The 25,070-nt window shown below is 54.7% G+C and carries 17 protein-coding genes; 12 read left to right on the top strand and 5 right to left on the bottom strand.

What is annotated here, in order from left to right; translation table 11 throughout:
• Window positions 1-115: 115 nt before the first annotated feature.
• The 4 genes from BTJ39_RS07305 to serS all read left to right on the top strand — a co-directional run bounded on the left by BTJ39_RS07305 (window position 116) and on the right by serS (window position 6,929).
• Window positions 116-3,391, top strand: a complete 3,276-nt coding sequence (locus BTJ39_RS07305; RefSeq protein WP_078002007.1) for a DNA translocase FtsK 4TM domain-containing protein — start codon at window positions 116-118, stop codon at window positions 3,389-3,391.
• A gap of 185 nt (window positions 3,392-3,576) precedes the next feature.
• Window positions 3,577-4,188, top strand: coding sequence for an outer membrane lipoprotein periplasmic chaperone LolA (gene lolA, locus BTJ39_RS07300; protein WP_078002006.1), 612 nt, complete (start codon window positions 3,577-3,579; stop codon window positions 4,186-4,188).
• Window positions 4,189-4,195: 7 nt separating this feature from the next.
• Window positions 4,196-5,539 (top strand): replication-associated recombination protein A, encoded by a 1,344-nt coding sequence (locus BTJ39_RS07295; protein WP_078002005.1) that lies wholly within the window; start codon window positions 4,196-4,198, stop codon window positions 5,537-5,539.
• A gap of 97 nt (window positions 5,540-5,636) precedes the next feature.
• Window positions 5,637-6,929, top strand: a complete 1,293-nt coding sequence (serS, locus tag BTJ39_RS07290; RefSeq protein WP_078002004.1) for a serine--tRNA ligase — start codon at window positions 5,637-5,639, stop codon at window positions 6,927-6,929.
• 88 nt (window positions 6,930-7,017) lie between these two features.
• Here the strand turns inward: serS and BTJ39_RS07285 are convergent, their stop codons facing one another.
• On the bottom strand, window positions 7,018-7,989 hold the full coding sequence (locus BTJ39_RS07285; RefSeq protein WP_078002003.1) for an SDR family NAD(P)-dependent oxidoreductase: 972 nt from the start codon (window positions 7,987-7,989) through the stop codon (window positions 7,018-7,020).
• A 120-nt stretch (window positions 7,990-8,109) separates the two neighbouring features.
• On the opposite strand from BTJ39_RS07285, the gene BTJ39_RS07280 reads away from it, so the two are divergent.
• Window positions 8,110-9,054 carry an AraC family transcriptional regulator gene (locus BTJ39_RS07280; RefSeq protein ID WP_078002002.1) on the top strand — a complete coding sequence of 315 codons (945 nt, stop codon included), beginning with the start codon at window positions 8,110-8,112 and terminating at the stop codon, window positions 9,052-9,054.
• A gap of 315 nt (window positions 9,055-9,369) precedes the next feature.
• The gene (locus BTJ39_RS07275) at window positions 9,370-10,521 is read left to right on the top strand and encodes an MFS transporter (protein WP_078002001.1); all 1,152 of its coding nucleotides are present in this window, start codon (window positions 9,370-9,372) and stop codon (window positions 10,519-10,521) included.
• A 74-nt stretch (window positions 10,522-10,595) separates the two neighbouring features.
• Here the strand turns inward: BTJ39_RS07275 and pflA are convergent, their stop codons facing one another.
• The 4 genes from pflA to ycaO all read right to left on the bottom strand — a co-directional run bounded on the left by pflA (window position 10,596) and on the right by ycaO (window position 16,810).
• Window positions 10,596-11,336, bottom strand: coding sequence for a pyruvate formate lyase 1-activating protein (gene pflA / locus BTJ39_RS07270; protein ID WP_078002000.1), 741 nt, complete (start codon window positions 11,334-11,336; stop codon window positions 10,596-10,598).
• A gap of 163 nt (window positions 11,337-11,499) precedes the next feature.
• A complete protein-coding gene (gene pflB, locus BTJ39_RS07265) occupies window positions 11,500-13,782 on the bottom strand; it encodes a formate C-acetyltransferase (protein ID WP_078001999.1) in 2,283 nt (760 codons plus the stop codon).
• Window positions 13,783-13,859: 77 nt separating this feature from the next.
• The gene (gene focA, locus BTJ39_RS07260) at window positions 13,860-14,717 is read right to left on the bottom strand and encodes a formate transporter FocA (RefSeq protein ID WP_078001998.1); all 858 of its coding nucleotides are present in this window, start codon (window positions 14,715-14,717) and stop codon (window positions 13,860-13,862) included.
• Between the two features lie 335 nt (window positions 14,718-15,052).
• Window positions 15,053-16,810 (bottom strand): 30S ribosomal protein S12 methylthiotransferase accessory factor YcaO, encoded by a 1,758-nt coding sequence (ycaO, locus tag BTJ39_RS07255; protein ID WP_078001997.1) that lies wholly within the window; start codon window positions 16,808-16,810, stop codon window positions 15,053-15,055.
• Window positions 16,811-17,118: 308 nt separating this feature from the next.
• Between ycaO and serC the strand changes: the two genes are divergently transcribed.
• From serC to BTJ39_RS07225, 6 genes are all read left to right on the top strand, one after another.
• Window positions 17,119-18,204 (top strand): 3-phosphoserine/phosphohydroxythreonine transaminase, encoded by a 1,086-nt coding sequence (gene serC, locus BTJ39_RS07250; protein ID WP_078001996.1) that lies wholly within the window; start codon window positions 17,119-17,121, stop codon window positions 18,202-18,204.
• Between the two features lie 95 nt (window positions 18,205-18,299).
• Complete coding sequence (gene aroA, locus BTJ39_RS07245; RefSeq protein ID WP_078001995.1) at window positions 18,300-19,586, top strand: 3-phosphoshikimate 1-carboxyvinyltransferase; 1,287 nt, start codon at window positions 18,300-18,302, stop codon at window positions 19,584-19,586.
• A gap of 166 nt (window positions 19,587-19,752) precedes the next feature.
• Complete coding sequence (gene cmk / locus BTJ39_RS07240; RefSeq protein WP_078001994.1) at window positions 19,753-20,442, top strand: (d)CMP kinase; 690 nt, start codon at window positions 19,753-19,755, stop codon at window positions 20,440-20,442.
• A 105-nt stretch (window positions 20,443-20,547) separates the two neighbouring features.
• On the top strand, window positions 20,548-22,224 hold the full coding sequence (rpsA, locus tag BTJ39_RS07235; RefSeq protein WP_078001993.1) for a 30S ribosomal protein S1: 1,677 nt from the start codon (window positions 20,548-20,550) through the stop codon (window positions 22,222-22,224).
• Window positions 22,225-22,312: 88 nt separating this feature from the next.
• Entirely contained in the window at window positions 22,313-22,597 is a 285-nt protein-coding gene (gene ihfB, locus BTJ39_RS07230) for an integration host factor subunit beta (protein ID WP_078001992.1), read from the top strand.
• 175 nt (window positions 22,598-22,772) lie between these two features.
• Window positions 22,773-25,040: a DNA internalization-related competence protein ComEC/Rec2 gene (locus BTJ39_RS07225; RefSeq protein WP_078001991.1), complete on the top strand. Its 2,268-nt coding sequence runs from the start codon at window positions 22,773-22,775 to the stop codon at window positions 25,038-25,040.
• Window positions 25,041-25,070: the final 30 nt, after the last annotated feature.

The following is a 25,070-nucleotide window of genomic DNA, read 5'->3' as shown; positions in this document are numbered from 1 at the left end:
GGCAGGTGCAAAACCTGAGAGTTTTGGGTACACTCCTGTGCATTCATACAGGTTCAGCGTCGGGCAAGCCCCGACGCTGCTATCTGCTTAGTTCACAGGAACCTGGAGAGTTCTCTTGAGCCAGGAATATACAGAAGATAAAGACGTTACATTACGACCATTAAGCAGCGGCCGCCGTTTGCTTGAAGCGCTGCTGATTCTGGTTAGCCTGTTTGCCATCTATCTGATGGTGGCGCTGGTCAGTTTCAATCCATCCGATCCCAGCTGGTCACAAACCGCCTGGCATGAGCCTATCCATAATCTCGGCGGTAGCATTGGCGCATGGCTGGCCGATACGCTGTTGTTTATTTTTGGCATCATGGCGTACGCTATTCCGCCGGTGATTGTCGGTCTGTGCTGGATCACTTTTCGTCAGCGCGACCATCAGGACTATATCGATTATTTTGGCGTAGGTTTACGGCTGATCGGCGTGCTGGCTTTGGTGATAACCACCTGCGGGCTGGCCGCGCTCAATGCCGATGATATCTGGTATTTCGCTTCCGGCGGCGTGATTGGTAGCCTGGTCAGCAACGCTATCTCTCCGTGGTTCAGTCCGGCGGGTGGCACGCTCACGCTGCTGTGTATCTGGGCGGCCGGCATCACGCTTTATACCGGCTGGTCATGGCTAACCATTGCTGAAAAAATTGGCGCGGTAATCATGGGGGTTCTGACCTTTGCCAGCAACCGTTCGCGCCATGAAGAGGTCTGGCAGGAAGAAGACGAAGCGCGCGCAGAATTTGACGAGACGATACATCGTGCCGCGCAGCCGGAAGATGACGATGATATCTTGCTGGCAGCGCCGAAGCGCGTGCTAAGCGATGACGATGATGAGACGGACCCGCTTTTCAGCGCCGCTCACGCCGCCGTCCCGGCGGCCAGCGATGCGGCTTCACAGCCCGATGCCAACGAGGCGGATATTTCTGCTGCCCAGCCGGCACCGTCTGTGCAAAACGTACGTCAGGACACTCCGCCGTTGTATCGCTTCGATATTCCGCAGGAGACGCCATCGCCATCGGTGCCAGTCAAAGATGAGGACGGTCCGGTACTGGGCGACTGGCAGCAGGATAGCCGTTCACCGTTTGATTTTTCCAGCCCTGCACCGCACCAGCCAGCGGCGGTACCGGCTGCGGCGGCATCTGCTGTTGCAGGCGCTCAGGCGGGTTCAGCGACCTTTATGCCGGGCTTTAGCGCAACCAGTGGTGATGAAGAACATAATCCGCAGGTAAAACAGGGGATTGGTCCCGAGCTGCCACGGCCGAATAAGGTTAAGCTCCCGACGCGCCGCGAGCTGGCTTCATACGGCATTAAGCTGCCATCGCAGCGGATGGCGGAAGAGAAAGCGCGTGAAGATCTCCAGCCTCAGCATGATTACAGTGCTGATGACGATGACGCCGGGCAGGAAGCGGCGCTGCGCGAGGCTTTTCTCTCCCAGCAGCAGCAGCGTTACGGCGAGGAGCTTACTGATGAGGACGAAGAGGCGCTGCAGCAGGCCGCGCTGGCTCGCCAGTTCGCTGAGCAGCAGCGTCAGCGCTACGATGGCGACGAGACGCCGCAAAATGCAGGGCAGGGAACAAGGCTGGCGTTAGATACGCGCAATGCTTTTGATTTTTCGCCGATGGCCGATTTGGTCGATGATAATCCAACCGAGCCGCTATTCACTATTGCGCCTGCGCCAGTCGCTGCTGCTGTTCCTGCTGCGCCAGTACCGCCGACTCACCTTGAGGCGGATTCATCGCCGTTTGGCATGGCGCAACAGCCGGTCGCCGCAGAGCCTGAAGAGCAAACCCCCACGCCTGCCGACGCCTTTAAAGACAGTCTGTTCCACCCGTTCCTGGTGCGTGACGAACAGCCGACCCAGCGGCCAACGACGCCGCTGCCCACACTCGATCTGCTTTCCTCGCCGCCGAAAGAAACCGAGCCTGTGGATCACTTCGCGCTGGAGCAGACCTCCCGTCTTATTGAAGCGCGGCTGGCTGACTATCGGGTAAAAGCCGACGTAGTAGGCAGTTCTCCCGGGCCGGTGATTACCCGTTTCGAGCTTGATTTGGCGCCAGGGGTGAAAGCGGCGCGTATTTCCAACCTGTCGCGCGACCTGGCCCGTTCGCTGTCCGCGGTTGCGGTACGCGTAGTTGAAGTTATACCCGGGCGGCCGTACGTCGGCCTTGAGTTGCCGAATAAGCATCGTCAGACGGTCTATCTGCGCGAGGTGCTGGACTGCCCGGCGTTCCGCGATAATCCTTCACCGCTGTCGATCGTGTTAGGGAAAGATATTTCCGGCGAGCCGGTAGTGGCCGATCTCGGCAAGATGCCTCATCTGCTGGTTGCCGGTACTACAGGTTCCGGTAAATCGGTTGGCGTTAACGCCATGATCCTCAGCATGCTGTATAAGGCGACGCCGAAAGAAGTGCGCTTTATCATGATCGACCCCAAAATGCTGGAGCTGTCGGTCTATGAAGGCATTCCCCACTTGCTGACGGAAGTGGTAACCGACATGAAGGATGCCGCCAACGCCTTGCGCTGGTGCGTGGTCGAAATGGAACGCCGTTATAAGCTGATGTCGGCGCTGGGCGTGCGTAATATTGCTGGCTATAACGAAAAAGTAGATATGGCGGAAGCGATGGGACGGCCAATCCCCGATCCGTTCTGGAAGCCAACGGACAGCATGGATATGTCGCCGCCGGTACTGGAAAAAGAGCCTTATATTGTGGTGATGGTCGACGAATTTGCCGACTTGATGATGACGGTCGGCAAGAAGGTGGAAGAGTTGATCGCACGACTGGCGCAGAAAGCGCGTGCGGCAGGGATCCATCTGGTGCTGGCAACGCAGCGTCCTTCGGTGGACGTTATCACCGGCCTGATTAAAGCCAACATTCCAACGCGTATTGCTTTTACCGTTTCCAGTAAAATCGACTCGCGGACTATTCTCGATCAGGGCGGCGCTGAATCGCTGCTGGGAATGGGGGATATGCTTTATCTGGCGCCTAACTCATCGATTCCTGTACGTGTCCACGGTGCTTTTGTGCGCGATCAGGAGGTGCATGCGGTAGTGCAGGACTGGAAGGCACGTCAGCGTCCGGAATATAAACAAGGCATTCTCAGCGGCGGTGAAGACAGCGAAGGCGGTAGCGCCGGCGTCGAGGGCGATGAAGAGCTGGATCCACTGTTTGATCAGGCTGTCAGCTTCGTGGTTGAAAAGCGTCGCGCCTCTATCTCCGGCGTGCAGCGTCAATTCCGCATCGGCTATAACCGTGCGGCGCGCATCGTCGAACAGATGGAAATGCAGGGGATTGTCTCAGCGCCGGGACATAATGGTAACCGTGAAGTGCTGGCTCCGCCACCGCACGAGATGTGATCGCCGTTTTACCGTCCTCATGTATGGGCCAGGCTTGCCTGGCCCATTGATTTTTCGGTGCGGAGATACCATATCTTTGCGTAATAATCAGGATTATTTCCTGTTGGCGCGCTTACCAGAGCGCAGTCTTTTTTTGACCTCCCGCGCCATGACGGCGCAGGAGCGCCTTTCAATAAGGATGCCCGATGAAAAAACTTGTTATTGCCTGTAGCTTACTGAGCGCTTTCGTTTCGACCAGCGTCCTTGCGAACGCGTCGCAGGATTTGCAGCAGCGCCTGAATAAAGTCAGCAGCTTTCACGCCAGTTTTACCCAGAAGGTAACGGATGCCAGCGGCGCGTCCGTTCAGGACGGGCAGGGGGAGCTGTGGGTAAAGCGTCCAGACTTATTTAACTGGCACATGACGGCGCCCGATGAAAGCATACTGATCTCTGATGGCAAAACGCTGTGGTTTTATAACCCGTTCGTTGAGCAGGCAAGTGCAACCTGGCTGAAAGATGCAACCAGCAATACGCCGTTTATGCTGATTGCACGCAACCAGTCAGCTGACTGGGCGCAGTACAACGTAAAACAGCAGGGCGATAATTTTGTTCTGACGCCTAAGAAGGACAACGGTAACCTGAAGGAGTTTACGATCACCGTAACCCCTTCAGGCACTATCAACCAGTTCAGCGCCATTGAGCAGGATGGCCAGCGCAGCAATTACACGCTGAAAAGCCAGCAGAATGGTGCGATTAGTCCGGACAAGTTTAAATTCACCCCGCCTGCAGGGGTAACGGTGGACGATCAGCGCCAGTGAGGATCGCGTGAGTAATCTCTCTTTGGATTTTTCCGACACTACCTTCCAGCCGCTGGCCGCGCGGATGCGCCCCAGAACGTTGCAGGAGTATACCGGGCAACAACATTTGCTTGCCCAGGGTAAGCCACTGCCCAGAGCCATTGAAGCGGGACATCTGCATTCAATGATCCTCTGGGGGCCGCCCGGTACGGGAAAAACCACCCTGGCTGAAATCATCGGCCATTACGGTCAGGCCGATGTTGAACGCATATCGGCGGTGACCTCCGGGGTGAAAGAGATTAGAGAGGCCATTGAGCGTGCCCGGCAAAACCGCCATGCCGGGCGCCGCACCATCCTGTTTGTTGATGAAGTGCATCGTTTTAATAAAAGTCAACAGGATGCTTTTTTACCCCATATCGAAGATGGAACGGTAACCTTTATCGGCGCCACGACGGAAAACCCTTCCTTTGAGCTTAACTCCGCTTTGCTCTCGCGCGCGCGGGTCTATCTGCTGAAATCGCTCAGCGCCGATGACATTGAACGGGTGCTGGCGCAGGCGATGGAAGATAGCGAGCGGGGTTATGGCAAGGAGAATCTGCTGCTGCCTGAACAAACGCGCAGGATGATTGCAGAGTTGGTTAACGGCGATGCCCGCCGGGCGCTGAATACGCTGGAAATGATGGCGGATATGGCCGAGGTCAATGGCGACGGAAAGCGCGAGCTGACGCCTTCGCTGTTAAAAGAGGTATCGGGCGAACGTAGCGCGCGTTTTGATAATAAAGGTGACCGCTACTACGACTTAATTTCGGCGTTGCACAAATCGGTGCGAGGTTCTGCACCGGATGCGGCCCTGTACTGGTACGCGCGCATTATTACCGCCGGGGGCGATCCGCTGTATGTTGCCCGCAGGCTGCTGGCGATTGCTTCAGAAGATGTGGGTAATGCCGACCCACGCGCGATGCAAGTTGCTATCTCAGCATGGGATTGCTTTACCCGGGTCGGTCCGGCGGAAGGCGAACGCGCCATCGCTCAGGCGATTGTTTATCTGGCTTGCGCGCCCAAAAGCAATGCGGTCTATATCGCGTTTAAAGCTGCGATGCGCGATGCGCGTGACAACCCTGATTTTGACGTGCCGGAGCATCTGCGTAACGCGCCGACGAAGTTAATGAAGGAGATGGGGCTGGGCGCAGAATATCGCTACGCCCACGATGAACCTAATGCTTACGCGGCAGGTGAGAACTATTTCCCGCCGGAAATGGCGCAAACGCGCTACTATCAACCAGCCGCACGCGGCCTGGAAGGCAAAATTGCTGAAAAGCTAGCCTGGCTTACTGAACAGGATCAAAATAGCCCGATAAAACGCTACCGCTGAACAGGGCGTTGCGGTAAGGTTAGTAACAATTTCAACGTATTCGCGCTGCGTTTACGCCCCTCCGGATACTTTCAATCAGAATAAGCACAGGATAACAATGCTCGATCCCAATCTGCTGCGTAATGAGCCAGACGCAGTCGCTGAAAAACTGGCACGCCGAGGTTTTAAACTGGATGTCGCAACTCTGCAAGCGCTTGAAGAGCGCCGCAAAGTACTGCAGGTCGAAACGGAAACCTTACAGGCGGAACGCAACTCCCGATCTAAATCCATCGGGCAGGCCAAAGCGCGCGGAGAGGATATCGAGCCACTGCGTGCTGAGGTAAACCTTCTCGGCGAACGCCTTGATGCGGCCAAAGGCGAGCTGGACGCTCTGCAAGAGCAGATCCGCCAGCTGGCGTTGACGATGCCGAATATCCCGGCAGATGAAGTCCCGAACGGTAAAGACGATTCAGAAAATCAGGAAGTCAGCCGCTGGGGCGAACCGCGCAAGTTTGATTTTGCAGTGCGTGACCACGTAGAGCTGGGTGAGAGGGCTAAAGGGCTGGATTTTGCGTCAGCGGCCAAGCTAACCGGCTCACGCTTTGTGGTGATGCAGGGACAGATTGCGCTGATGCACCGGGCGCTGAGTCAGTTTATGCTCGACTTGCATACTGAAGAGCACGGCTACACTGAAACTTACGTTCCTTATCTGGTTAACCATGCCACGCTGTACGGTACCGGTCAGCTGCCTAAGTTCGGTGAAGACCTGTTCCATACCCGTCCGCTGGAGGAAGAGGCCAGCAGCAGCAACTATGCGCTGATCCCCACCGCAGAAGTGCCGCTGACCAACCTGGTGCGTGACGAAATTATTGAGGAAGAGGCGCTGCCGCTGAAGCTGACGGCGCATACTCCGTGCTTCCGCTCTGAGGCTGGCGCCTACGGGCGCGATACACGTGGTCTGATCCGCATGCATCAGTTTGATAAGGTTGAAATGGTGCAGATCGTTAAGCCTGAAACCTCAATGCAGGCTCTGGAAGAGCTGGTGGGTCACGCCGAGAAAGTGCTGCAGCTGCTGAAGCTGCCTTATCGCAAAATGCTGCTGTGTACCGGCGATATGGGCGCAGGCTCCTGTAAGACCTACGATCTGGAGGTCTGGCTACCGGCGCAGGATACCTACCGCGAAATCTCTTCCTGCTCCAATATGTGGGATTTCCAGGCGCGCCGCATGCAGGCACGCTGCCGGGCTAAAGGCGAGAAGAAAACCCGCCTGCTGCATACCCTGAACGGCTCCGGCCTGGCGGTTGGGCGTACTCTGGTAGCGGTACTGGAGAACTACCAGCAGGCTGACGGACGTATTGAGGTGCCTGACGTGCTGCGTCGCTATATGAAAGGCCTGGAATATATCGGCTGATTAGCCGCGGGCGGCTACCCGGTGATGGAGAACCTTTGCCTGGGTCAGGGCAGCTTCCCTTGCCGGAGTCTGGCATCAGCGGTTTTCTTTAGTCCCGGCGGCGGGTCGCGAAGGCATCGATGCCTGTCAGCCGGGCGGATAGCGCCCATAGCCGGCTGGCCTGTTCCGGATTAATAGCATAAGGCCTGACGCCAGTAAAAGAAGGCGCCAGGCCTTCATCCAGCGTGGCAATATCGCAATTTTCGCAGTATAGCCCTCCCATCCCCTCCAGTCGTGGCGATGTCGCAGCCCAGACCTGCGTTGCCGCCCCTTGTTGCGCTGTTTTGAACGTCGGATCGACCGGGTTGCCATTGGCATCGAGCCACCCGGCGGCAATCATTTCGTCGGCGGTCAGATGACGCTGGAGCGGCGTGAAAATCTTTCCCGGATGAAGAGAAAAAGCGCGCACGCCACTGTGCTGGCCAAGCCGATCGAGATGGACGGCAAACAGTGCGCAAGCCGTCTTTGACTGCCCGTAGGCCTGCCATTTGTTATACCCCTGGATGAATTGCGTATCATCCCAGCGGATGTCGGATTGGTGATGTCCCGCTGACGACAGCGCGATGACCCTGGCGCCGCCGCGCAGGGCCGGCCATAGCCGGTTAACCAACGCATAATGGCCAAGATGATTGATGGCGAACTGCGCTTCCCAGCCCGGGCCAACGCGGGTTTCCGGCGTTGCCATAATGCCTGCGCTGTTGATCATGATGTCGATATGGCGTCTGGCGCGCAGAATGCGTTGCGAGAAGTCGTACAGGCTGCCCTGGTCAGCAAGATCCAGTCGCTCAACCTCCACGTGTGATATTCCGCGGGTTCGCTCGCGTGCGGCGTCAACATCGCGCGCAGCAACAATAACGCGGGCGCCTGCCTGTGCCAGTGCCCGCGTGGTTTCCAGACCGATGCCGGAATGGCCGCCGGTGACAATGGCCGTTATGCCGGACAGGTTGCGCCCGGCAAGTACCTGGTCTGCGGTGGTCGCAGCTGCGAAACCGGAGTTAATCGGTAATTGTTTGCTGGTCATGGCATCTCCTCAGGGGGGCATGGAATCAGGGCGAAGCCCGTGTGCAACATTATTCAGGCTGGACTTCGGACTGTGAATGCAGCAAAGTCCAATAGTCTGTCGAGAGCGTCCGGAGTTTGCATGGATCCCTTGTCTGAAGTTCTCTCACTTTTGCCTATACAAGGCTCTGTTTTTGCCGGTCTGAAAGCCGGCGGAGATTGGGCCATCGACTTTCCGCCACCCGATGGCATTAAGTTCAATGCCATCGTTGCAGGGGGATGCTGGCTGACGGTGGAAGGCGTTGAGCAAGCCATCCCCCTGGAAGCCGGTGATTGCTTCTTGCTGTCACGCAGGCGGGCATTTGCGCTAAGCAGCGATCCGACGCTGCCAGCGATCCAGGCCGATGAGATTTATCGCCATGCCGCTAAGGGTATTGCGCGCTGTGGAACCGCCGACGGTTTCTTTTTGCTTGGCGGACGTTTTGCGTTTGGTGACGAAGCCGCTTTACTGTTCGACGGGTTGCCGCCCGTTGCTGTTATCAAAGGCGGTTCGGAGCAGGCATCGGTGCTGAACTGGGCTTTACAGCGCCTTGCCCATGAACTTGCCACCGCGTCGCCAGGAAATGCGATTGTGGTCCAGCATCTTGGTCATATCATGCTGGTGCAGGTTCTACGGATTTATCTGGCGCAGGAGGGGAGCAGTACGCCAGGCTGGCTGCTGGCGATATCCGATCCCCGAATCGGCGCGGCTATTCAAGCTATTCATGCCGATCCTGCCCGCGGCTGGACGGTTGCTGATCTGGCCAGCATCGCCAATGTTTCCCGCTCGACCTTTGCCTTGAGGTTTAAACAGAAAGCCGGGATCGCGCCTTTGGAGTACGTCTCGCGCTGGCGAATGCAACTGGCTGCGCACTACCTTAAAGCGAACCGCGCCACCATTGCTTCCATTGCCCACACCCTGGGCTACGAGTCTGAAAGCGCGTTTAGCCACGCCTTCAGGCGCCTGATGAAGTGCTCACCCAGCGAATACCGGGAAAAGCAGAAATTCACCCTGAGCTATCCAGAGAATGGGTGGCTGAGTGGGTAAATGCTGATGCCAGTCGTGCTTAACGAATGCGTCAGCTTAGCGGCGGCAAACGTCCTGATAAGTAGCCAAAGTTACGAAAAATTTTCCAATAATAAATCTCATCGAAGTTTAACGCTTTTTTGTGATGTAGGTTCGATTTTTCAATAAGATACGTTCGCGGCGATGGTCGGCAACTATGCCTCTAACCGACTGTTAATAAAAAAATTAAATCAAATCTCAGCAAATTGTGCTGCGGCTATTTTTTGCTCATTGACATTAGCAATGGTAATGGCAATATGCCGGCAAAATCGTTCCCTTTTGCTGGTTTCCGACGCTATGTTCACCTGGTCCCGACCCGTGGTTTTATTACTGTGCGGCATGATGCTGCTGACGGTATCTATTGCCGTTTTAAATACGCTGGTGCCGCTGTGGATGAGCCACGATCGGCTGCCGACCTGGCAGCTTGGCGTGGTCAGCTCGGCGTATTATGCCGGTAACCTGTTGGGGACGCTGGTGGCGGGATGGCTGATCAAACGAGCCGGGTTTAACCGCAGTTATTACCTTGCGACCAGTCTGTTTGCCCTGGCTACTCTGGCAATGGGCATGTCTGAAGGCTTCTGGAGCTGGTCGCTGTGGCGCTTTGCCGCCGGCGTAGGCTGCGCCCTGATCTGGGTGGTGGTGGAAAGCGCCTTGCTGTGCAGCGGTACGCTGAGAAACCGCGGACAGCTTCTGGCTGCGTATATGATTGTCTATTACCTCGGTACTGTGGCGGGCCAGCTGCTGGTCAGCAAAGTCTCCACCGAGCTTTTCAGCGTGCTGCCGTGGGTGGTTGCGATCGTTATTGCCGGCATGCTGCCGCTGGTGTTTGTCAAAATCACGGCGAACAGTGATGATGCCGAAGAGGCGCCGTCAAATTTGTGGCCGATGCTGCGTCGTCGTAGCTCAAGGCTGGGGATTAACGGCTGTATTATCTCTGGCATCGTACTGGGTTCCTTGTATGGTCTGATGCCGGTTTATCTTTCGCATCAGGGGATGAGCGATGCTAACGTCGGCTACTGGATGGCGCTGTTGGTCAGTGCCGGCATCGTTGGTCAGTGGCCGGTCGGTCGCCTCGCCGATCGCTTCGGTCGGCTGATGGTGCTGCGCGTGCAGGTATTTATCGTAATCCTTGGTGCCGTGGCAATGTTAGGTAATGCCGCAATGGCCCCGGCGCTGTTTGTGCTCGGCTGTGCGGGCTTCACCCTCTACCCGGTAGCCATGTCCTGGGCCTGTGAGACGGTGCCGCATCACCAGCTGGTTGCGATGAATCAGGCGCTGCTGCTGAGCTACACCGTCGGCAGCCTTGTCGGCCCCAGTATGACCGCCATGCTGATGCAGAATTACTCTGACCAGCTGCTGTTTGTCATGATTGCTGCGGTTGCCTGCGTTTACCTGATTATGTTGCTGCGCAAGGCGGACCATCATGCAACGCCGGTGGCCCATGCCTGAAGGCGGTGAGGGTGATAATGAAGAAAAAGGCGACCTGGTCGCCTTTTTTTTACGGTTATTTTTTTGCCGCCCGCTTAGTACATGACCTCGTGGCCGTAGCTGGCGAGAATATTTTTAACCCGCTCCATGGTCTCCGCTTTTGGGGGATGAACCCCATCAAGCTTGTACTCCTCGCCCATCGCTATCCATTTGTGCTTGCCCAGCTCGTGATAGGGTAACAGCTCAATTTTTTCAACATTCTGCATATCTTTGGTAAAAGCGCCCAGCCGATGAGCGGAATCATCATCATCGGAATAGCCCGGCACGACGACAAAACGAATCCAGGTGCGGATGTTCTTTTTCGCCAGATAGCGGGCGAAATCCAGCGTGCGATGGTTAGATACGCCGACAAGGATCTGATGGACATCATCATTGATCTGCTTCAGGTCAAGCATGACCAGGTCCGTTACCTCCAGCAGTTCGTCGATAACCGGATCGTAGCGGCGTACGAAGCCGTTAGTATCAAGACAGGTATTAATCCCTTCAGCCTTACAGGCACGAAACCAGTCGCGTACGAATTCCGCCTGCAAGATGGCCTCGCCGCCCGACGCGGTTACGCCGCCGCCGGAGGCGTTCATAAAGTGGCGATATGAAACCACATCTTTCATCAAGTCCTCTACCGTCACTTCGCGGCCGCCGTGGGTGTCCCAGGTATCGCGGTTGTGGCAGTAAAGGCAGCGCATCAGGCATCCCTGAAAAAATGTGATAAAGCGAATTCCCGGACCATCTACGGTTCCACAGGATTCAAACGAGTGAATGCGACCTTTGACAGACATTGCGATGTTCTCTCCATAATAGCCCCGACGGGCGGGGTGCAGTTTCTCAGCTGCGTGAAGTGAGATTTGCTTGCCTCCCGCGCTAGAGGGCCAGCAAATCTGACTTGAATAAAAAGGCTCCCGCAGGGAGCCTTTTCCTCATGGTTCCTTCTACTGTCCGACCTTACATGGTCTGAGTAAAGGTACGCGTGATGACGTCCTGCTGTTGCTCTTTGGTCAGCGAGTTAAAGCGCACCGCATAGCCCGATACGCGAATGGTCAACTGCGGGTAGTTTTCCGGGTGATCCATCGCATCAAGCAGCATTTCACGGTTCATCACGTTAACGTTTAAATGCTGACCGCCTTCCATATTCGCTTCGTGATGGAAGTAACCATCCATCAGACCCGCCAGGTTGGTGCGGCGAACATTATCGTCTTTACCCAGTGCGTTTGGAATAATAGAGAAGGTATAAGAAATACCATCTTTCGCATAGGCAAACGGCAGCTTAGCCACGGAGGTAAGAGAGGCAACTGCGCCTTTCTGATCGCGGCCGTGCATGGGGTTAGCGCCCGGTCCGAAAGGCGCGCCTGCGCGACGGCCATCAGGCGTATTACCTGTTTTCTTACCATAAACCACATTGGAAGTAATGGTAAGCACGGATTGAGTAGGTACGGCTCCGCGATAGGTAGTCAGCTTCTGAATTTTCTTCATAAAGCGTTCGACTAAGTCACAGGCCAAATCATCAACGCGCGAATCGTTGTTACCGAACTGCGGATATTCGCCTTCAATTTCAAAGTCGACTGCCAGGCCATCAGCATCACGGATGGGTTTAACTTTGGCATACTTGATAGCAGACAGCGAGTCGGCAGCGACGGACAGGCCGGCGATACCGCACGCCATCGTGCGATAGACATCGCGGTCATGCAGCGCCATCAGTGAAGCTTCGTAGCTGTATTTGTCATGCATGTAGTGGATGATGTTCAGTGCGGTGACGTACTGTTTCGCCAGCCAGTCCATGAAATGATCCATCCGCGCCATCACGGTATCGAAATTCAGCACGTCATCGGTGATTGGTGCTTCTTTCGGACCGACCTGCATTTTCAGCTTCTCATCCACGCCGCCGTTAATCGCGTACAGCATGGTTTTCGCCAGGTTGGCGCGCGCGCCGAAGAACTGCATTTGTTTGCCAACAATCATCGGGCTGACGCAGCAGGCGATGGCGTAGTCATCGTTATTAAAGTCAGGACGCATCAGATCGTCATTTTCATACTGTAACGATGAGGTGTCGATTGAGACTTTAGCCGCGTAGCGTTTGAAGTTAACCGGCAGTTTTTCTGACCACAAAATGGTCATGTTGGGTTCAGGTGACGGCCCCATGGTGTACAGGGTGTTCAGGAAGCGGAAGCTATTTTTAGTAACCAGCGTACGACCATCCAGTCCCATACCGGCCAGGGATTCCGTTGCCCAGATCGGGTCACCGGAGAACAGTTCATCATACTCAGGCGTACGCAGGAAGCGCACCATACGCAGCTTCATTACCAGATGGTCGATCAGCTCCTGAGCCTGTTCTTCGCTCAGCTTGCCGTCTTTCATATCGCGTTCGAAGTAAATATCGAGGAAGGTTGAAACGCGGCCGAAAGACATCGCGGCGCCGTTTTGCGATTTAACGGCGGCCAGGTAACCGAAATATACCCACTGCACGGCTTCCTGAGCGTTAGTCGCCGGACCGGAAATGTCGCAGCCGTATTTAGCGGCCATTTGTTTAATCTGATTCAGCGCATGGTACTGGTCTGAAATCTCTTCACGCAGGCGGATCGTGGCTTCCAGGTTTACCCCGTTTTCCAGATCCTGCTGCAGCGAGGTAAACTGCGCCAGCTTGTCTTTCATCAGGTAATCGATGCCGTACAGCGCAACGCGACGATAGTCACCGATAATGCGGCCGCGTCCGTAAGCATCCGGCAGGCCGGTCAGCACGCCAGATTTACGGCAGCGCAGAATGTCCGGGGTATAAACATCAAATACACCCTGGTTATGGGTTTTACGGTACTCGCTAAAAATTTTCTTCAGCGATGGGTCCAGCTCGCGGTCGTAAGCTTTGCAGGAGCCCTCGACCATTTTGATGCCGCCGAACGGAATGATGGCGCGCTTCAGCGGCGCTTCAGTCTGAAGACCAACGATTTTTTCCAGCTTTTTATTGATGTAGCCAGCATCGTGCGAGGTGATCGTTGAGGCGAGACTGGTATCAAAATCGACTGGCGCATGGGTGCGGTTTTCGATTTTAATGCCGTCCATCACGCGATCCCACAGCTCGCTAGTCGCGCTGGTGGCGCCGCTCAGAAAGGCTTCATCTCCTTCATAAGGCGCATAGTTTTTCTGGATAAAGTCACGAACATTGATGCCGTTCTGCCATTCGCCCTGGTGAAAAGTACGCCATGCAGCCGACATTTTTTCATTCAACTCGGTCATAATATTACCTACCTTATGATGTAAAATTTTTCCTGATGCCTCCCGTTGCTGACAGGAGGTGAATTAATTACGCATGATTAATGCTGGTCAGATTCACGTAGATATATCACCCAATAGGTAAGGCCGACCAGCAGCCCGCCGCCTATGATGTTACCGATGGTGACCGGAATCAGGTTGTTGACAATAAAATCAGCGACGTTCATCTGCGGGAACTGCGCCGCAGTTAAGCCCGTCATATGCCAGAAATCAGCGGAAGCAAAATTTTTAACCACAATGCCAAGCGGGATCAGAAACATATTGGCGATACTGTGTTCGAAACCGCTGGCAACAAACATCGCAACGGGCAGCACCATGGCAATCATTTTATCCAGTAAGGTTCTGCCGGAATAACTCATCCAGACGGCGAGACAAACCATCAGGTTTGCCAGGATGCCAAGGCAAACCGCCTCGATAAAGGTGTGATGCAGCTTATGGTCAACCGTCTTCAATAAGTTTACGCCCCAGGCGCCGTTGGCGGTCATATGCTCGCTGGAGAACCACATCAGGGCGACGAAAAACAGCGCGCCGCAAAGGTTACCGATGTAAACGTTAATCCAGTTGCGAATCAATTGCGACCAGCTAATGCGGCCGCTGGCTTTAGCCACCACGATAAGCACCGTGGAGGTAAAAAGGTCTGCACCGCACACCACGACCAGCATCAGGCCAAGGGAGAAACAGAGGCCGCCTGTGAGTTTGGCGATACCAAAAGGCATCGATTCCGTTCCCGTGGTGGCGGTGAGATAAAAAACAAAGGCAATGGAGATAAAGACACCAGCGGTAATGGCGAGGAAAAAGGTCGTAAAAGGGTGCTTAGTCGCCTTATAAACGCCTGCGTCTTCAGCCACTTTTGCCATCTCGGCGGGCATCAGCAAATTAAACGGGTTGTCAGCTTTCACACCAACGGTCTCCCAATATTTGTCAATAAATAAATACTAACAAACCATTATAGGCAGTAATTTGACCTGGATCATATTGGCCTGACCAGTTGACCTTATATCGCGCCTGTTCTGGGCTTAAATCTGTATAACTTGTTGAATTTTATTATAAAAAATAATTTTAATTTATATAATTTTTTTTGAAAAAGACCAGCGCAAACGGCTGCCCGGGTGGGTGATATGTAGAGATTACAGAGTGAGTGTTGCCATTTAATTGAACAATGGCGGCATGGAGGATCCAAAAGGTTACAATTTGGTTATGGGAAAATGGCTACCCGCAGGTAGCCATTAATCGATCACTTTCCGAAATGGCGTTTAGCCTGCTGAAGCTTTTCATAAGCCTGCAGCAGCGACTGGTGTGCCGGGAAGGAGGTTAAATCTGCATCTACGGCCTGTAGACCATAAAAGGGCGATGCACCGCTGAGGGCGGCGCTGGCCGCCTCAAGCGCCTGCTGTCCGTACATGCGGGTAAAGGCATGCTGATACTGCTCTGGCGAGCGATCTTCTTCCATGGCCAGCAGCAGCAGCGTTTGCAAGCAGCGGTAATAGTTGGCGCGCTCCGGCGTAAAGAGCGAACTATTAAACTCCATCGTCCATTCGGCCCAAATCAGCGCCTGATCCAGATCGCCGCCGGCCAGCGCCAGCATTGATTTCAGCTCGCCAATACGCAGCGTAAACCAGCCATTATCTTTACCGGTTGCGAGGCCCAGCAGTTCGCGAACGCGGGTAAAATCATCGTAGCCTTCGTCATCAAGGCGTTCAATCAGCGCCAGATAGTCCTGCGCCTTCCAGCGGCTGTCCGGCAGCGCAAGCAGGGTTTCACGCAGGCCGGCTCCCATATTGTTGTTTGCCAACAGCAGGTCTTCGGCAGGGTAAATATCTGACATGCCCGGCACCAGAATACGGCAGGCGTAAACGCCCAGATGTTCGTAGTCCGCGATATAGACTTCTTTACCCTCGGCCTGAAAGATGGCCATCAGCGTGGCGAATTCTTCTTCGGTGGTGCCGTCAAAGCGCCAGTCGACAAAGGCATAATCCGCCTCATCTTTAAACAGATCCCAGGAGATGGAACCACTGGAGTCAATAAAGTGAGTTTCCAGATTTGCGTGTTCTGCCACTTCTTCATCGTCAAAAGTCGGCGGGGTAAACACATCCAGATCTTTCAGACTGCGGCCCTGCAGTAATTCAGTTACGGTACGCTCAAGGGCAACGCCAAAGTCAGGATGGGCGCCGAAAGAGGCAAAGCAGGTGCCGTTGGTCGGATTGAAAAGCACCACGCAAATAACCGGATATTTACCGCCCAGCGAAGCGTCATAAGCAAATATTGGAAAACCTTCCGCTTCAAGCTTATCGATGGCTTCAACCACGGCGGGATAGCGACCCAGCGTGGCCTGCGGAATCGCCGGAAGACTGATTGCTTCGGCGATAATGCGATTCTTGATGTAACGCTCAAATACTTCTGATAAACCCTGTACCCGCGCTTCATTACGGCTATTGCCCGCCGACATTCCGTTGGAAACGTACAGGTTTCCAATAATGTTCATTGGAATGTACACCGTTTGCTGGTCTGACTGGCGTACAAATGGCAATGCGCAGATGCCGCGTTTGTTATTGCCGGACTGCAAGTCAATCAGGGCGCTGGCGGTTAACTCATTTTCCGGATCGTAAAAATGGCGCAGAGACTGGTCCAAAATACCTTGCGGCAGGCTGTCGTCGTCGGGCAGCGGGAACCATTTTTCATTTGGATAATGAACAAAGTCGCCATTTGCTATTGTCTCGCCGAGCCAGAAGTCTGCAAAAAAATAGTTGGTGGAAAGACGCTCAAAGTATTCGCCAAGCGCGGAGGCCAGCGCCGCCTTTTTGCTGGCGCCTTTGCCGTTGGTAAAGCAAAGCGGGCAGTCACGGTCGCGGATATGCACCGACCAGACGTTAGGTACGGGATTCAGCCAGGATGCTTCCTCTATATGAAAGCCAAGATCCTGAAGTTTTTGCTGAAAGCGAGAGATTGAATCTTCCAGCGCGGCATCTTTGCCCGGAATATACGTTTGCGTCATGACGGCCCACTATAATTAACTGTGCGGAAAGCGCGCAATCATACGGTGTTTTGCGGGTTATCGCTATCCGTTGCGCTGACATTTTATGAGCTTCGACTAAGGCTGCGCCCGGGCTGTGGCGATGACACCGGTTTTCAGACGCCGCGAGGTTAATAAAATCGCGCGCCAGGGGAAATTGCCGGCATTTTCATCTGCGGGCCAGCGCGAAAAACTGGTCTGCTTAGCGGATAAGTCATTGCAGCGTCAGGGGCGGGGTGTTAAAACCGGGTATAACAAGTAGATTAATTGATAACGAGTGGTGAGGGGAAATGAGTCAGGTTTTCAATTTTAGCTCCGGCCCGGCAATGCTGCCGGTAGAAGTGCTGCGTCGTGCTGAACAGGAACTCTGCAACTGGCAGGGCTCCGGCACCTCAGTGATGGAAATCAGCCACCGCAGCAAGGAGTTTATTCAGGTTGCCGAAGAAGCGGAGAAGGACTTTCGCGATTTGCTGAAGGTCCCCTCAAACTACAAGGTGCTATTTTGTCACGGAGGCGCCCGCGCACAGTTTGCCGCGGTACCTCTCAACCTGCTTGGCGATAATACCACTGCGGATTACGTCGATGGCGGCTACTGGGCGGCCAGCGCGATCAAAGAGGCGAAAAAATACTGTTCGCCTAACGTGATTGACGCCAAAACCACCGTCGACGGAAAGCGTGCGATCGTGCCAATGAGCAAATGGCAGCTGCAAGACGACGCCGCTTACGTTCATTTTTGTCCCAACGAAACCATCGATGGCATTGCTATCGAAGAACAGCCTGATTTTGGCGATAAAGTGGTTGTCGCCGATTTCTCCTCCACGCTGCTTTCACGTCCGATTGACATTAACCGCTACGGTGTTATCTATGCCGGCGCGCAGAAAAATATCGGTCCCGCCGGGTTGACGGTGGTGGTGGTGCGTGACGATCTGCTTGGTAAAGCGCGCCAGGAGCTGCCATCGATCCTCGACTATCAGGTATTAAGCGAAAATGATTCAATGTTTAATACCCCGCCGACCTTTGCCTGGTACCTTTCCGGGCTGGTATTTAAATGGCTCAAAGAGCAGGGCGGCGTCGCCGAGCTGGACAAGCGCAATCAGGCAAAGGCGGATTTACTGTATGGTGTTATCGACAGCAGCGATTTTTACCGCAATGATGTTGCCATCGCCAACCGTTCGCGCATGAACGTGCCTTTTCAACTGGCTGATGCATCGCTTGATAGCCTGTTCCTGGCTGAATCACTGAAGGCCGGACTGCATGCGCTGAAAGGGCATCGCGTTGTCGGCGGTATGCGTGCATCCATTTATAATGCGATGCCGCTGGAAGGCGTAAAAGCGCTGACTGATTTTATGGCTGACTTTGAACGCCGCCACGGCTGAGCGTTAACATAGTTTACAACCGCATTATGCTATGACGGCGCTGGAGCACAGGTTTTGTCGCTTCAGCGCTTTTATTGTTGGAGAATACGTTTCACATGCAGGACTCCCTGACGTTACAACCTGTTTCCCGGATTGACGGCACCGTTAATCTGCCGGGATCGAAAAGCGTGTCTAATCGCGCATTGCTGCTTGCTGCTATGGCCTCCGGCACCACGCGTCTGACTAATCTGTTAGACAGCGATGATGTGCGCCACATGCTGAATGCGCTGGCCGGTCTGGGGGTGAAGTATCGCCTTTCGGAAGATCGCCGTACCTGCGAAGTCATCGGTGTTGACGGGCCATTGCACAGCGCCAGCGCGCAAGAGCTCTTTTTGGGCAATGCCGGAACCGCGATGCGGCCGCTGGCGGCCGCGCTTTGTCTCGGCAACAACGATATCGTTCTGACCGGCGAACCGCGGATGAAAGAGCGGCCGATCGGGCATCTGGTTGATGCCTTACGCCAGGGCGGCGCGCAGATTGACTACCTTGAGCAGGAAAATTATCCACCACTGAGGCTGCGCGGCGGTTTTAGCGGCGGCAGCGTTGAGGTTGATGGTTCAGTTTCCAGCCAGTTCCTGACCGCTCTGTTAATGACAGCGCCGCTGGCGGCGGAAGATACGGCGATTAGCATCAAGGGCGAGTTGGTATCCAAACCCTACATTGATATTACCCTGCACCTGATGAAGGCTTTCTCCGTTGAGGTTGAAAACGACGGCTATCGGGTATTTCGCATTAAAGGCGGCCAGCATTATCAGTCGCCGGGACAATATCTGGTGGAAGGCGATGCCTCGTCAGCCTCCTATTTTCTGGCCGCTGCTGCTATAAGGGGCGGTACGGTTAAAGTCACCGGCATCGGCAAAGGCAGCGTGCAGGGCGATATCCGCTTTGCCGACGTGCTGGAAAAAATGGGCGCGACCATTGAATGGGCGGATGATTACATTGCCTGTTCGCGCGGTGAGCTAAAAGCGATAGATATGGATATGAATCATATTCCTGATGCGGCCATGACCATCGCAACCACCGCGCTGTTCGCTGACGGTACAACGACCATGCGTAACATTTACAACTGGCGGGTAAAGGAAACCGATCGCCTGACGGCAATGGCCACCGAGCTGCGTAAGGTCGGCGCCGAGGTTGAGGAGGGCGAAGATTACATTCGCATCACGCCTCCGGCGACGCTGAAGGTAGCGGAGATCGGCACTTACAACGACCACCGCATGGCGATGTGTTTCTCGCTGGTGGCGTTATCTGCTACGCCGGTTACCATCCTCGATCCTGGCTGTACGGCGAAAACCTTTCCTGACTATTTTGAGCAGTTCGCCCGCATCAGCAGGCCCGCCTGATAATTGCTGCCGGCGCGCCATGCCGGCGGCTTTTTCCTGAAAGTACTTTATATTTACCTGGCTGGCGCAGCGGGGGGTAACTATTCATCTTAGAGCTGCGTATAATGCGCACCTGTCTTAGCCACAAAACAAATAAAGCAGGCTTAACACCGACAGGAGAGAGTGAATGATATCAACAACCCCGGTGATAACCATTGATGGCCCAAGCGGTGCAGGTAAAGGAACGCTGTGTAAAGCCATGGCGGAGGCATTATCCTGGCACCTGCTTGATTCCGGCGCCATTTATCGCGTGCTCGCGCTGGCTGCGCTGCATCATCATATTGATATCAGCGTCGAAGATGCTCTGGTGCCGGTAGCGGCGCACCTTGACGTGCGTTTCGTGGTCAATGACGGAGATACCCGCGTCATTCTTGAGGGCGAGGACGTTACCTCGGAGATCCGCTCTCAGGAGGTCAGCAATACCGCCTCGAAAGTCGCCGTTTTCCCCCGGGTGAGAGAGGCGTTGCTCCGGCGCCAGCGCGCTTTTCGCGAGGCGCCAGGTCTGATCGCCGACGGTCGGGATATGGGAACGGTGGTTTTTCCTGATGCGCCGGTAAAAATTTTCCTCGATGCCAGCTCAGAAGAGCGCGCCCGCCGCCGTATGCTACAGTTGCAGGAGAAGGGCTTTAGTGTTAACTTTGAGCGCCTTTTAGCCGAGATAAAGGAACGCGATGATCGCGATCGTAATCGCGCTATCGCGCCGCTGGTCCCCGCGACGGATGCGCTAGTGCTGGATTCAACCAGCATGAGCATTGAGCGGGTGATTGAAAATGCGCTCAATTATGCGCGTGAAAAGCTGGCGCTTCCTTCGGCTTAAATTCGTAGTGCCCCTGCTGACAGGATGTTTGCAGGTATGTGAAACAACCCCATCCGTCATGAAGACAGGTGGACGTTAAATTGAAGAATCCTGAAGATTATCAATATGACTGAATCTTTTGCTCAACTCTTTGAAGAGTCCCTGAAAGAAATCGAAACCCGCCCGGGTTCTATCGTGCGTGGCGTTGTTGTTGCTATCGACAAAGATGTCGTGCTGGTTGATGCTGGCCTGAAATCTGAGTCTGCCATTCCGGCTGAGCAGTTCAAAAACGCCCAGGGCGAACTGGAAATCCAGGTTGGTGACGAAGTTGACGTTGCACTGGACGCAGTAGAAGACGGCTTCGGTGAGACTCAGCTCTCTCGTGAGAAAGCAAAACGCCACGAAGCGTGGCTGATGCTGGAAAAAGCTTACGAAGAAGCGGCAACCGTTACTGGCGTAATCAACGGCAAAGTCAAGGGCGGCTTCACTGTTGAGCTGAACGGCATTCGTGCATTCCTGCCGGGTTCACTGGTAGACGTACGTCCGGTGCGTGATACCCTGCACCTGGAAGGTAAAGAGCTGGAATTTAAAGTTATCAAGCTCGACCAGAAGCGCAACAACGTTGTGGTATCCCGTCGTGCTGTTATCGAATCTGAAAACAGTGCAGAACGCGATCAGCTGCTGGAAAACCTGCAGGAAGGCATGGAAGTTAAAGGTATCGTTAAGAACCTTACCGACTACGGTGCGTTCGTTGATCTGGGCGGCGTCGATGGCCTGCTGCACATCACCGATATGGCGTGGAAACGCGTTAAGCATCCGAGCGAAATCGTCAACGTGGGCGACGAAATCACTGTTAAAGTGCTGAAGTTCGACCGCGAGCGTACTCGTGTTTCTCTCGGCCTGAAACAGCTGGGCGAAGATCCGTGGGTCGCTATCGCTAAGCGTTACCCGGAAGGCACCCGCCTGACCGGTCGCGTGACCAATCTGACTGACTACGGCTGCTTCGTAGAAATCGAAGAAGGCGTTGAAGGTCTGGTTCACGTGTCTGAAATGGACTGGACTAACAAGAACATTCATCCGTCTAAAGTGGTTAACGTCGGTGATGTTGTTGAAGTTATGGTTCTGGATATCGACGAAGAGCGTCGCCGTATCTCCCTGGGCCTCAAGCAGTGCAAAGCCAACCCGTGGCAGCAGTTTGCTGAGACCCACAACAAAGGCGATCGCGTTGAAGGTAAAATCAAGTCAATCACTGACTTTGGTATCTTCATCGGCCTGGACGGCGGTATCGACGGTCTGGTGCACCTGTCTGACATTTCCTGGAACGCTACCGGCGAAGAAGCCGTACGCGAGTACAAGAAAGGCGACGAAATCGCCGCTGTGGTTCTGCAGGTTGACGCAGAGCGCGAGCGTATCTCTCTCGGTGTTAAACAGCTGGCAGAAGACCCGTTCAACAACTACATCTCTCTGAACAAGAAAGGTGTCATTGTTACTGGTAAAGTCACAGCAGTTGACTCGAAAGGTGCTACAGTAGAATTAGCTGACGGCGTAGAGGGTTACCTGCGCGCTTCTGAAGCTTCACGTGACCGCATCGAAGATGCAACTCAGGTCCTGAACGTGGGTGATGAAGTTGAAGCGAAATTCACTGGCGTTGATCGCAAAAACCGCGTAGTCAGCCTGTCTGTCCGTGCTAAAGACGAAGCTGATGAGAAAGATGCCATCGCGACTGTGAATAATACTAAGCAGGAAGAAGGCAACTTCTCTAACGCAATGGCTGAAGCGTTCAAGGCAGCTAAAGGCGAGTAATCACAGCCTGTAGGGTGGCGGTGAGCCGCCACCCTGAAGTCGTTGGTAATTGCTAAACTCTATGCCAAAAGGATCAACCGGAGGATTTATGACCAAGTCAGAACTGATTGAAAGACTTGCAGGCCAGCAGACTCATATTCCGGCGAAAGTCGTTGAGGATGCGGTGAAAGAAATGCTTGAGCATATGGCAACGACGTTGTCAGAAGGCGAACGCATTGAAATCCGCGGATTTGGCAGTTTCTCTTTGCACTACCGTGCTCCTCGTACCGGACGTAATCCGAAAACGGGCGACAAAGTGGACCTGGAAGGTAAATACGTTCCCCACTTCAAGCCGGGTAAAGAGCTACGGGATCGGGCAAATATCTACGGCTAAGTCTGAGATTGACTAAAAGCGACACTTCGGTGTCGTTTTTTTTTGCCTTTCCGTCGGCGATGAAATTGCATGCCAAAGTGCAAAGTTTTGCGCGTTGGCGCGCATGGTGTTGATGTCGCTGACCACAGGCGCTGCGGGGCAAGGCATACTTTTCTCCTGACCAAAGGGAGAAAATATGGTCGTCACCTTAACTCAACTGGCCGGGATAGCCATTCTGGCAACGCTGCCGCTGGCGTTCCTTCCCGCGCTTCCTGGCGCTGAATTCCTGACTTTGTGCGCCTGCCTTGGATTATTGCTACTGCGACTGTCCTGGCGCTGGATGTGGTATGCCGGCCTGCTGCTGCTGCTTTTTTGCTGGGCCACCGGGCACGGCAAGCGCCTGCTAACGCGTATTGATGCGATCACCACCGGCAGCGTGAGCGCTGCGGTGACGGTTACCGATGTTCAGCCCGGCAGGAACATGGTGCAGATAAGTCTCGACCGGATTAATCATCAGCCGCAGTTTCCTGCGCTGCGGGCGCAAATATATCCACCTGCAAGCCGCCTGGCTGACTTTTGCAGCGGCCAGCGCTGGCTAATGACGCTAAAACTGCGGCCGGTGCATGGCTGGCTTAATGAAGGCGGATTTGACAGCCAGCGTTTCCGGCTGGCAAACGGTAACCCTCTGCAGGGACGGATATTGCATGCCACGCCGTTAGATAGCGCCTGTGGCTATCGTGCGCGGCTGATTGCGATTGCCCAGCGCCATACCAAAGAAATGAAATGGGGCGGAATTCTCGACGCGCTAACTTTCAGCGACCGCAGCGGTATCGACAGCGCGACAAACCAGCTGTTGCGGGAAACCGGGATTATGCATTTGATCGCGATTTCCGGTTTGCACATTAGTTTTGCCGCCGCTGCAGGCTGGTTGTTAGGCCGTCGGCTGCAGTTTTTCCTTCCGGCGGCAAAAATAGGCTTCAAAATGCCGCTGCTTATTGGCATCGGCGTGGCGATCGCCTACTGCTGGCTGGCCGGTATAAACCCACCGGTAATGCGCGCCATTCTGGCGCTCTTGTGCTGGAATTTACTGCGCCTTGCTGGCTGGCACTGTCGTAGCGTTCAGGTCTGGATTATTTGCCTGGCGTTGCTGCTGTTTACCGATCCGATAAGCATACTTTCCGACAGCCTGATTCTCTCCGTTGTGGCGGTCGGCGGGCTTTTACTCTGGTATCGCCTGGCGCCAATGCCTGCCTGCATCCCACGCAAATGGTACTGGGGCTGGCTACATTTGCTGCATTTACAGCTGGGGATGCTGCTGTTGATGTTGCCGGTACAGGCGATGATGTTTCATGGTTTTAGCCTCAGCGCGCTGTTTGCTAATCTGTGGGCCGTACCGCTGGTATCCCTGGTGTCGGTGCCGCTAAGCCTGATGGCCGTTTGTCTGTCACCGTTCAATTCACTGGCGCATTTCTTCTGGTGGCTGGCTGACTGGAGTTTGGTTGTGGTTTTCTGGCCATTGCAGCGTATCCCCACTGGCTGGTTTACCTTATCGGAAACGCAGTGCTGGCTCACGCCTGGCATATGGCTGCTGCTGGCCGCCTGGCGGTTTGCCCTCTGGCGTGGGCAGGTTGCCAGCCTGCTGGCGCTGATGGCCGCGCTCTGTATGTGGCGCCTTAATGGCCCACGTCCCCTGTGGCGGATGGATATGCTGGATGTCGGTCACGGGCTGTCCGTGGTGATTTCACGCGGTCAGCGGGCGGTGATTTACGATACGGGAAAGCGCTGGCCGGGCGGTGATATGGGGAGAAGCGTCATTATTCCCTGGCTGCAGTGGCATAATCTGCGCCCTGAGCTGATCATTTTGAGCCATGCACATCTTGATCATGTCGGCGGCCTCGACAGCCTGCTGCAGCGCTGGCCAACGGTGCCGGTACGCAGCCACTTTGGCCCGGCGGAAAGATTGTCCTGCGATCGCGGCAATCTCTGGCAATGGCAGGGGCTAACCTTCAGGGTGCTCTGGCCATTGAAAAATGATAAAGGCGAAGGGAATAATCACTCCTGCACCATCAGCGTCAGCGATGGACACTGGCGCATACTGCTGACCGGCGACCTGGAAGCGCGTGCGGAGTACCGGCTTCTCGGCTTTGACAGAAGCGCGTTACAGGCAAACATTTTGCAGGTCGGGCATCATGGCAGCCGCACGTCTTCGTCGCCTCCCTGGCTGCGTGCCATCGCCGGTCAGGCCGCGCTGGCATCAACCTCGCGCTATAATCCCTGGCGACTGCCGGCTAAAGCGGTTGTGAAGCGCTATGCTGACAATCATTATCAGTGGTGGGATACGGCAAAATCAGGCCAGATAAGCGTTAAATTTTATCCTAATCATTGGACAATCAGTGGATTCAGGGAACAAATAATGCCCAGATGGTATCATCAGTGGTTTGGCGCGCCGCGTGATTCCAGGTAGAATGAGCGGCTATTTCAATTAAAGCGGTTA

It is taken from the genome of Izhakiella australiensis, assembly GCF_002006995.1.
GTDB classification, from domain to species: domain Bacteria; phylum Pseudomonadota; class Gammaproteobacteria; order Enterobacterales; family Enterobacteriaceae; genus Izhakiella; species Izhakiella australiensis.
Note: the sequence above shows the minus strand (reverse complement) of the source record. Positions and strands in the feature narration are given on the sequence as shown.

Coding starts and splice junctions, on each gene's coding strand:
- rpsA (WP_078001993.1), top strand. CDS start 20,548: ATGACTGAATCTTTTGCTCAACTCTTTGAAGAGTCCCTGAAAGAAATC.
- pflB (WP_078001999.1), bottom strand. CDS start 13,782: ATGACCGAGTTGAATGAAAAAATGTCGGCTGCATGGCGTACTTTTCAC.
- cmk (WP_078001994.1), top strand. CDS start 19,753: ATGATATCAACAACCCCGGTGATAACCATTGATGGCCCAAGCGGTGCA.
- lolA (WP_078002006.1), top strand. CDS start 3,577: ATGAAAAAACTTGTTATTGCCTGTAGCTTACTGAGCGCTTTCGTTTCG.
- serC (WP_078001996.1), top strand. CDS start 17,119: ATGAGTCAGGTTTTCAATTTTAGCTCCGGCCCGGCAATGCTGCCGGTA.
- serS (WP_078002004.1), top strand. CDS start 5,637: ATGCTCGATCCCAATCTGCTGCGTAATGAGCCAGACGCAGTCGCTGAA.
- BTJ39_RS07280 (WP_078002002.1), top strand. CDS start 8,110: ATGGATCCCTTGTCTGAAGTTCTCTCACTTTTGCCTATACAAGGCTCT.
- aroA (WP_078001995.1), top strand. CDS start 18,300: ATGCAGGACTCCCTGACGTTACAACCTGTTTCCCGGATTGACGGCACC.
- BTJ39_RS07225 (WP_078001991.1), top strand. CDS start 22,773: ATGGTCGTCACCTTAACTCAACTGGCCGGGATAGCCATTCTGGCAACG.
- pflA (WP_078002000.1), bottom strand. CDS start 11,336: ATGTCTGTCAAAGGTCGCATTCACTCGTTTGAATCCTGTGGAACCGTA.
- BTJ39_RS07275 (WP_078002001.1), top strand. CDS start 9,370: ATGTTCACCTGGTCCCGACCCGTGGTTTTATTACTGTGCGGCATGATG.
- BTJ39_RS07285 (WP_078002003.1), bottom strand. CDS start 7,989: ATGACCAGCAAACAATTACCGATTAACTCCGGTTTCGCAGCTGCGACC.
- ycaO (WP_078001997.1), bottom strand. CDS start 16,810: ATGACGCAAACGTATATTCCGGGCAAAGATGCCGCGCTGGAAGATTCA.
- ihfB (WP_078001992.1), top strand. CDS start 22,313: ATGACCAAGTCAGAACTGATTGAAAGACTTGCAGGCCAGCAGACTCAT.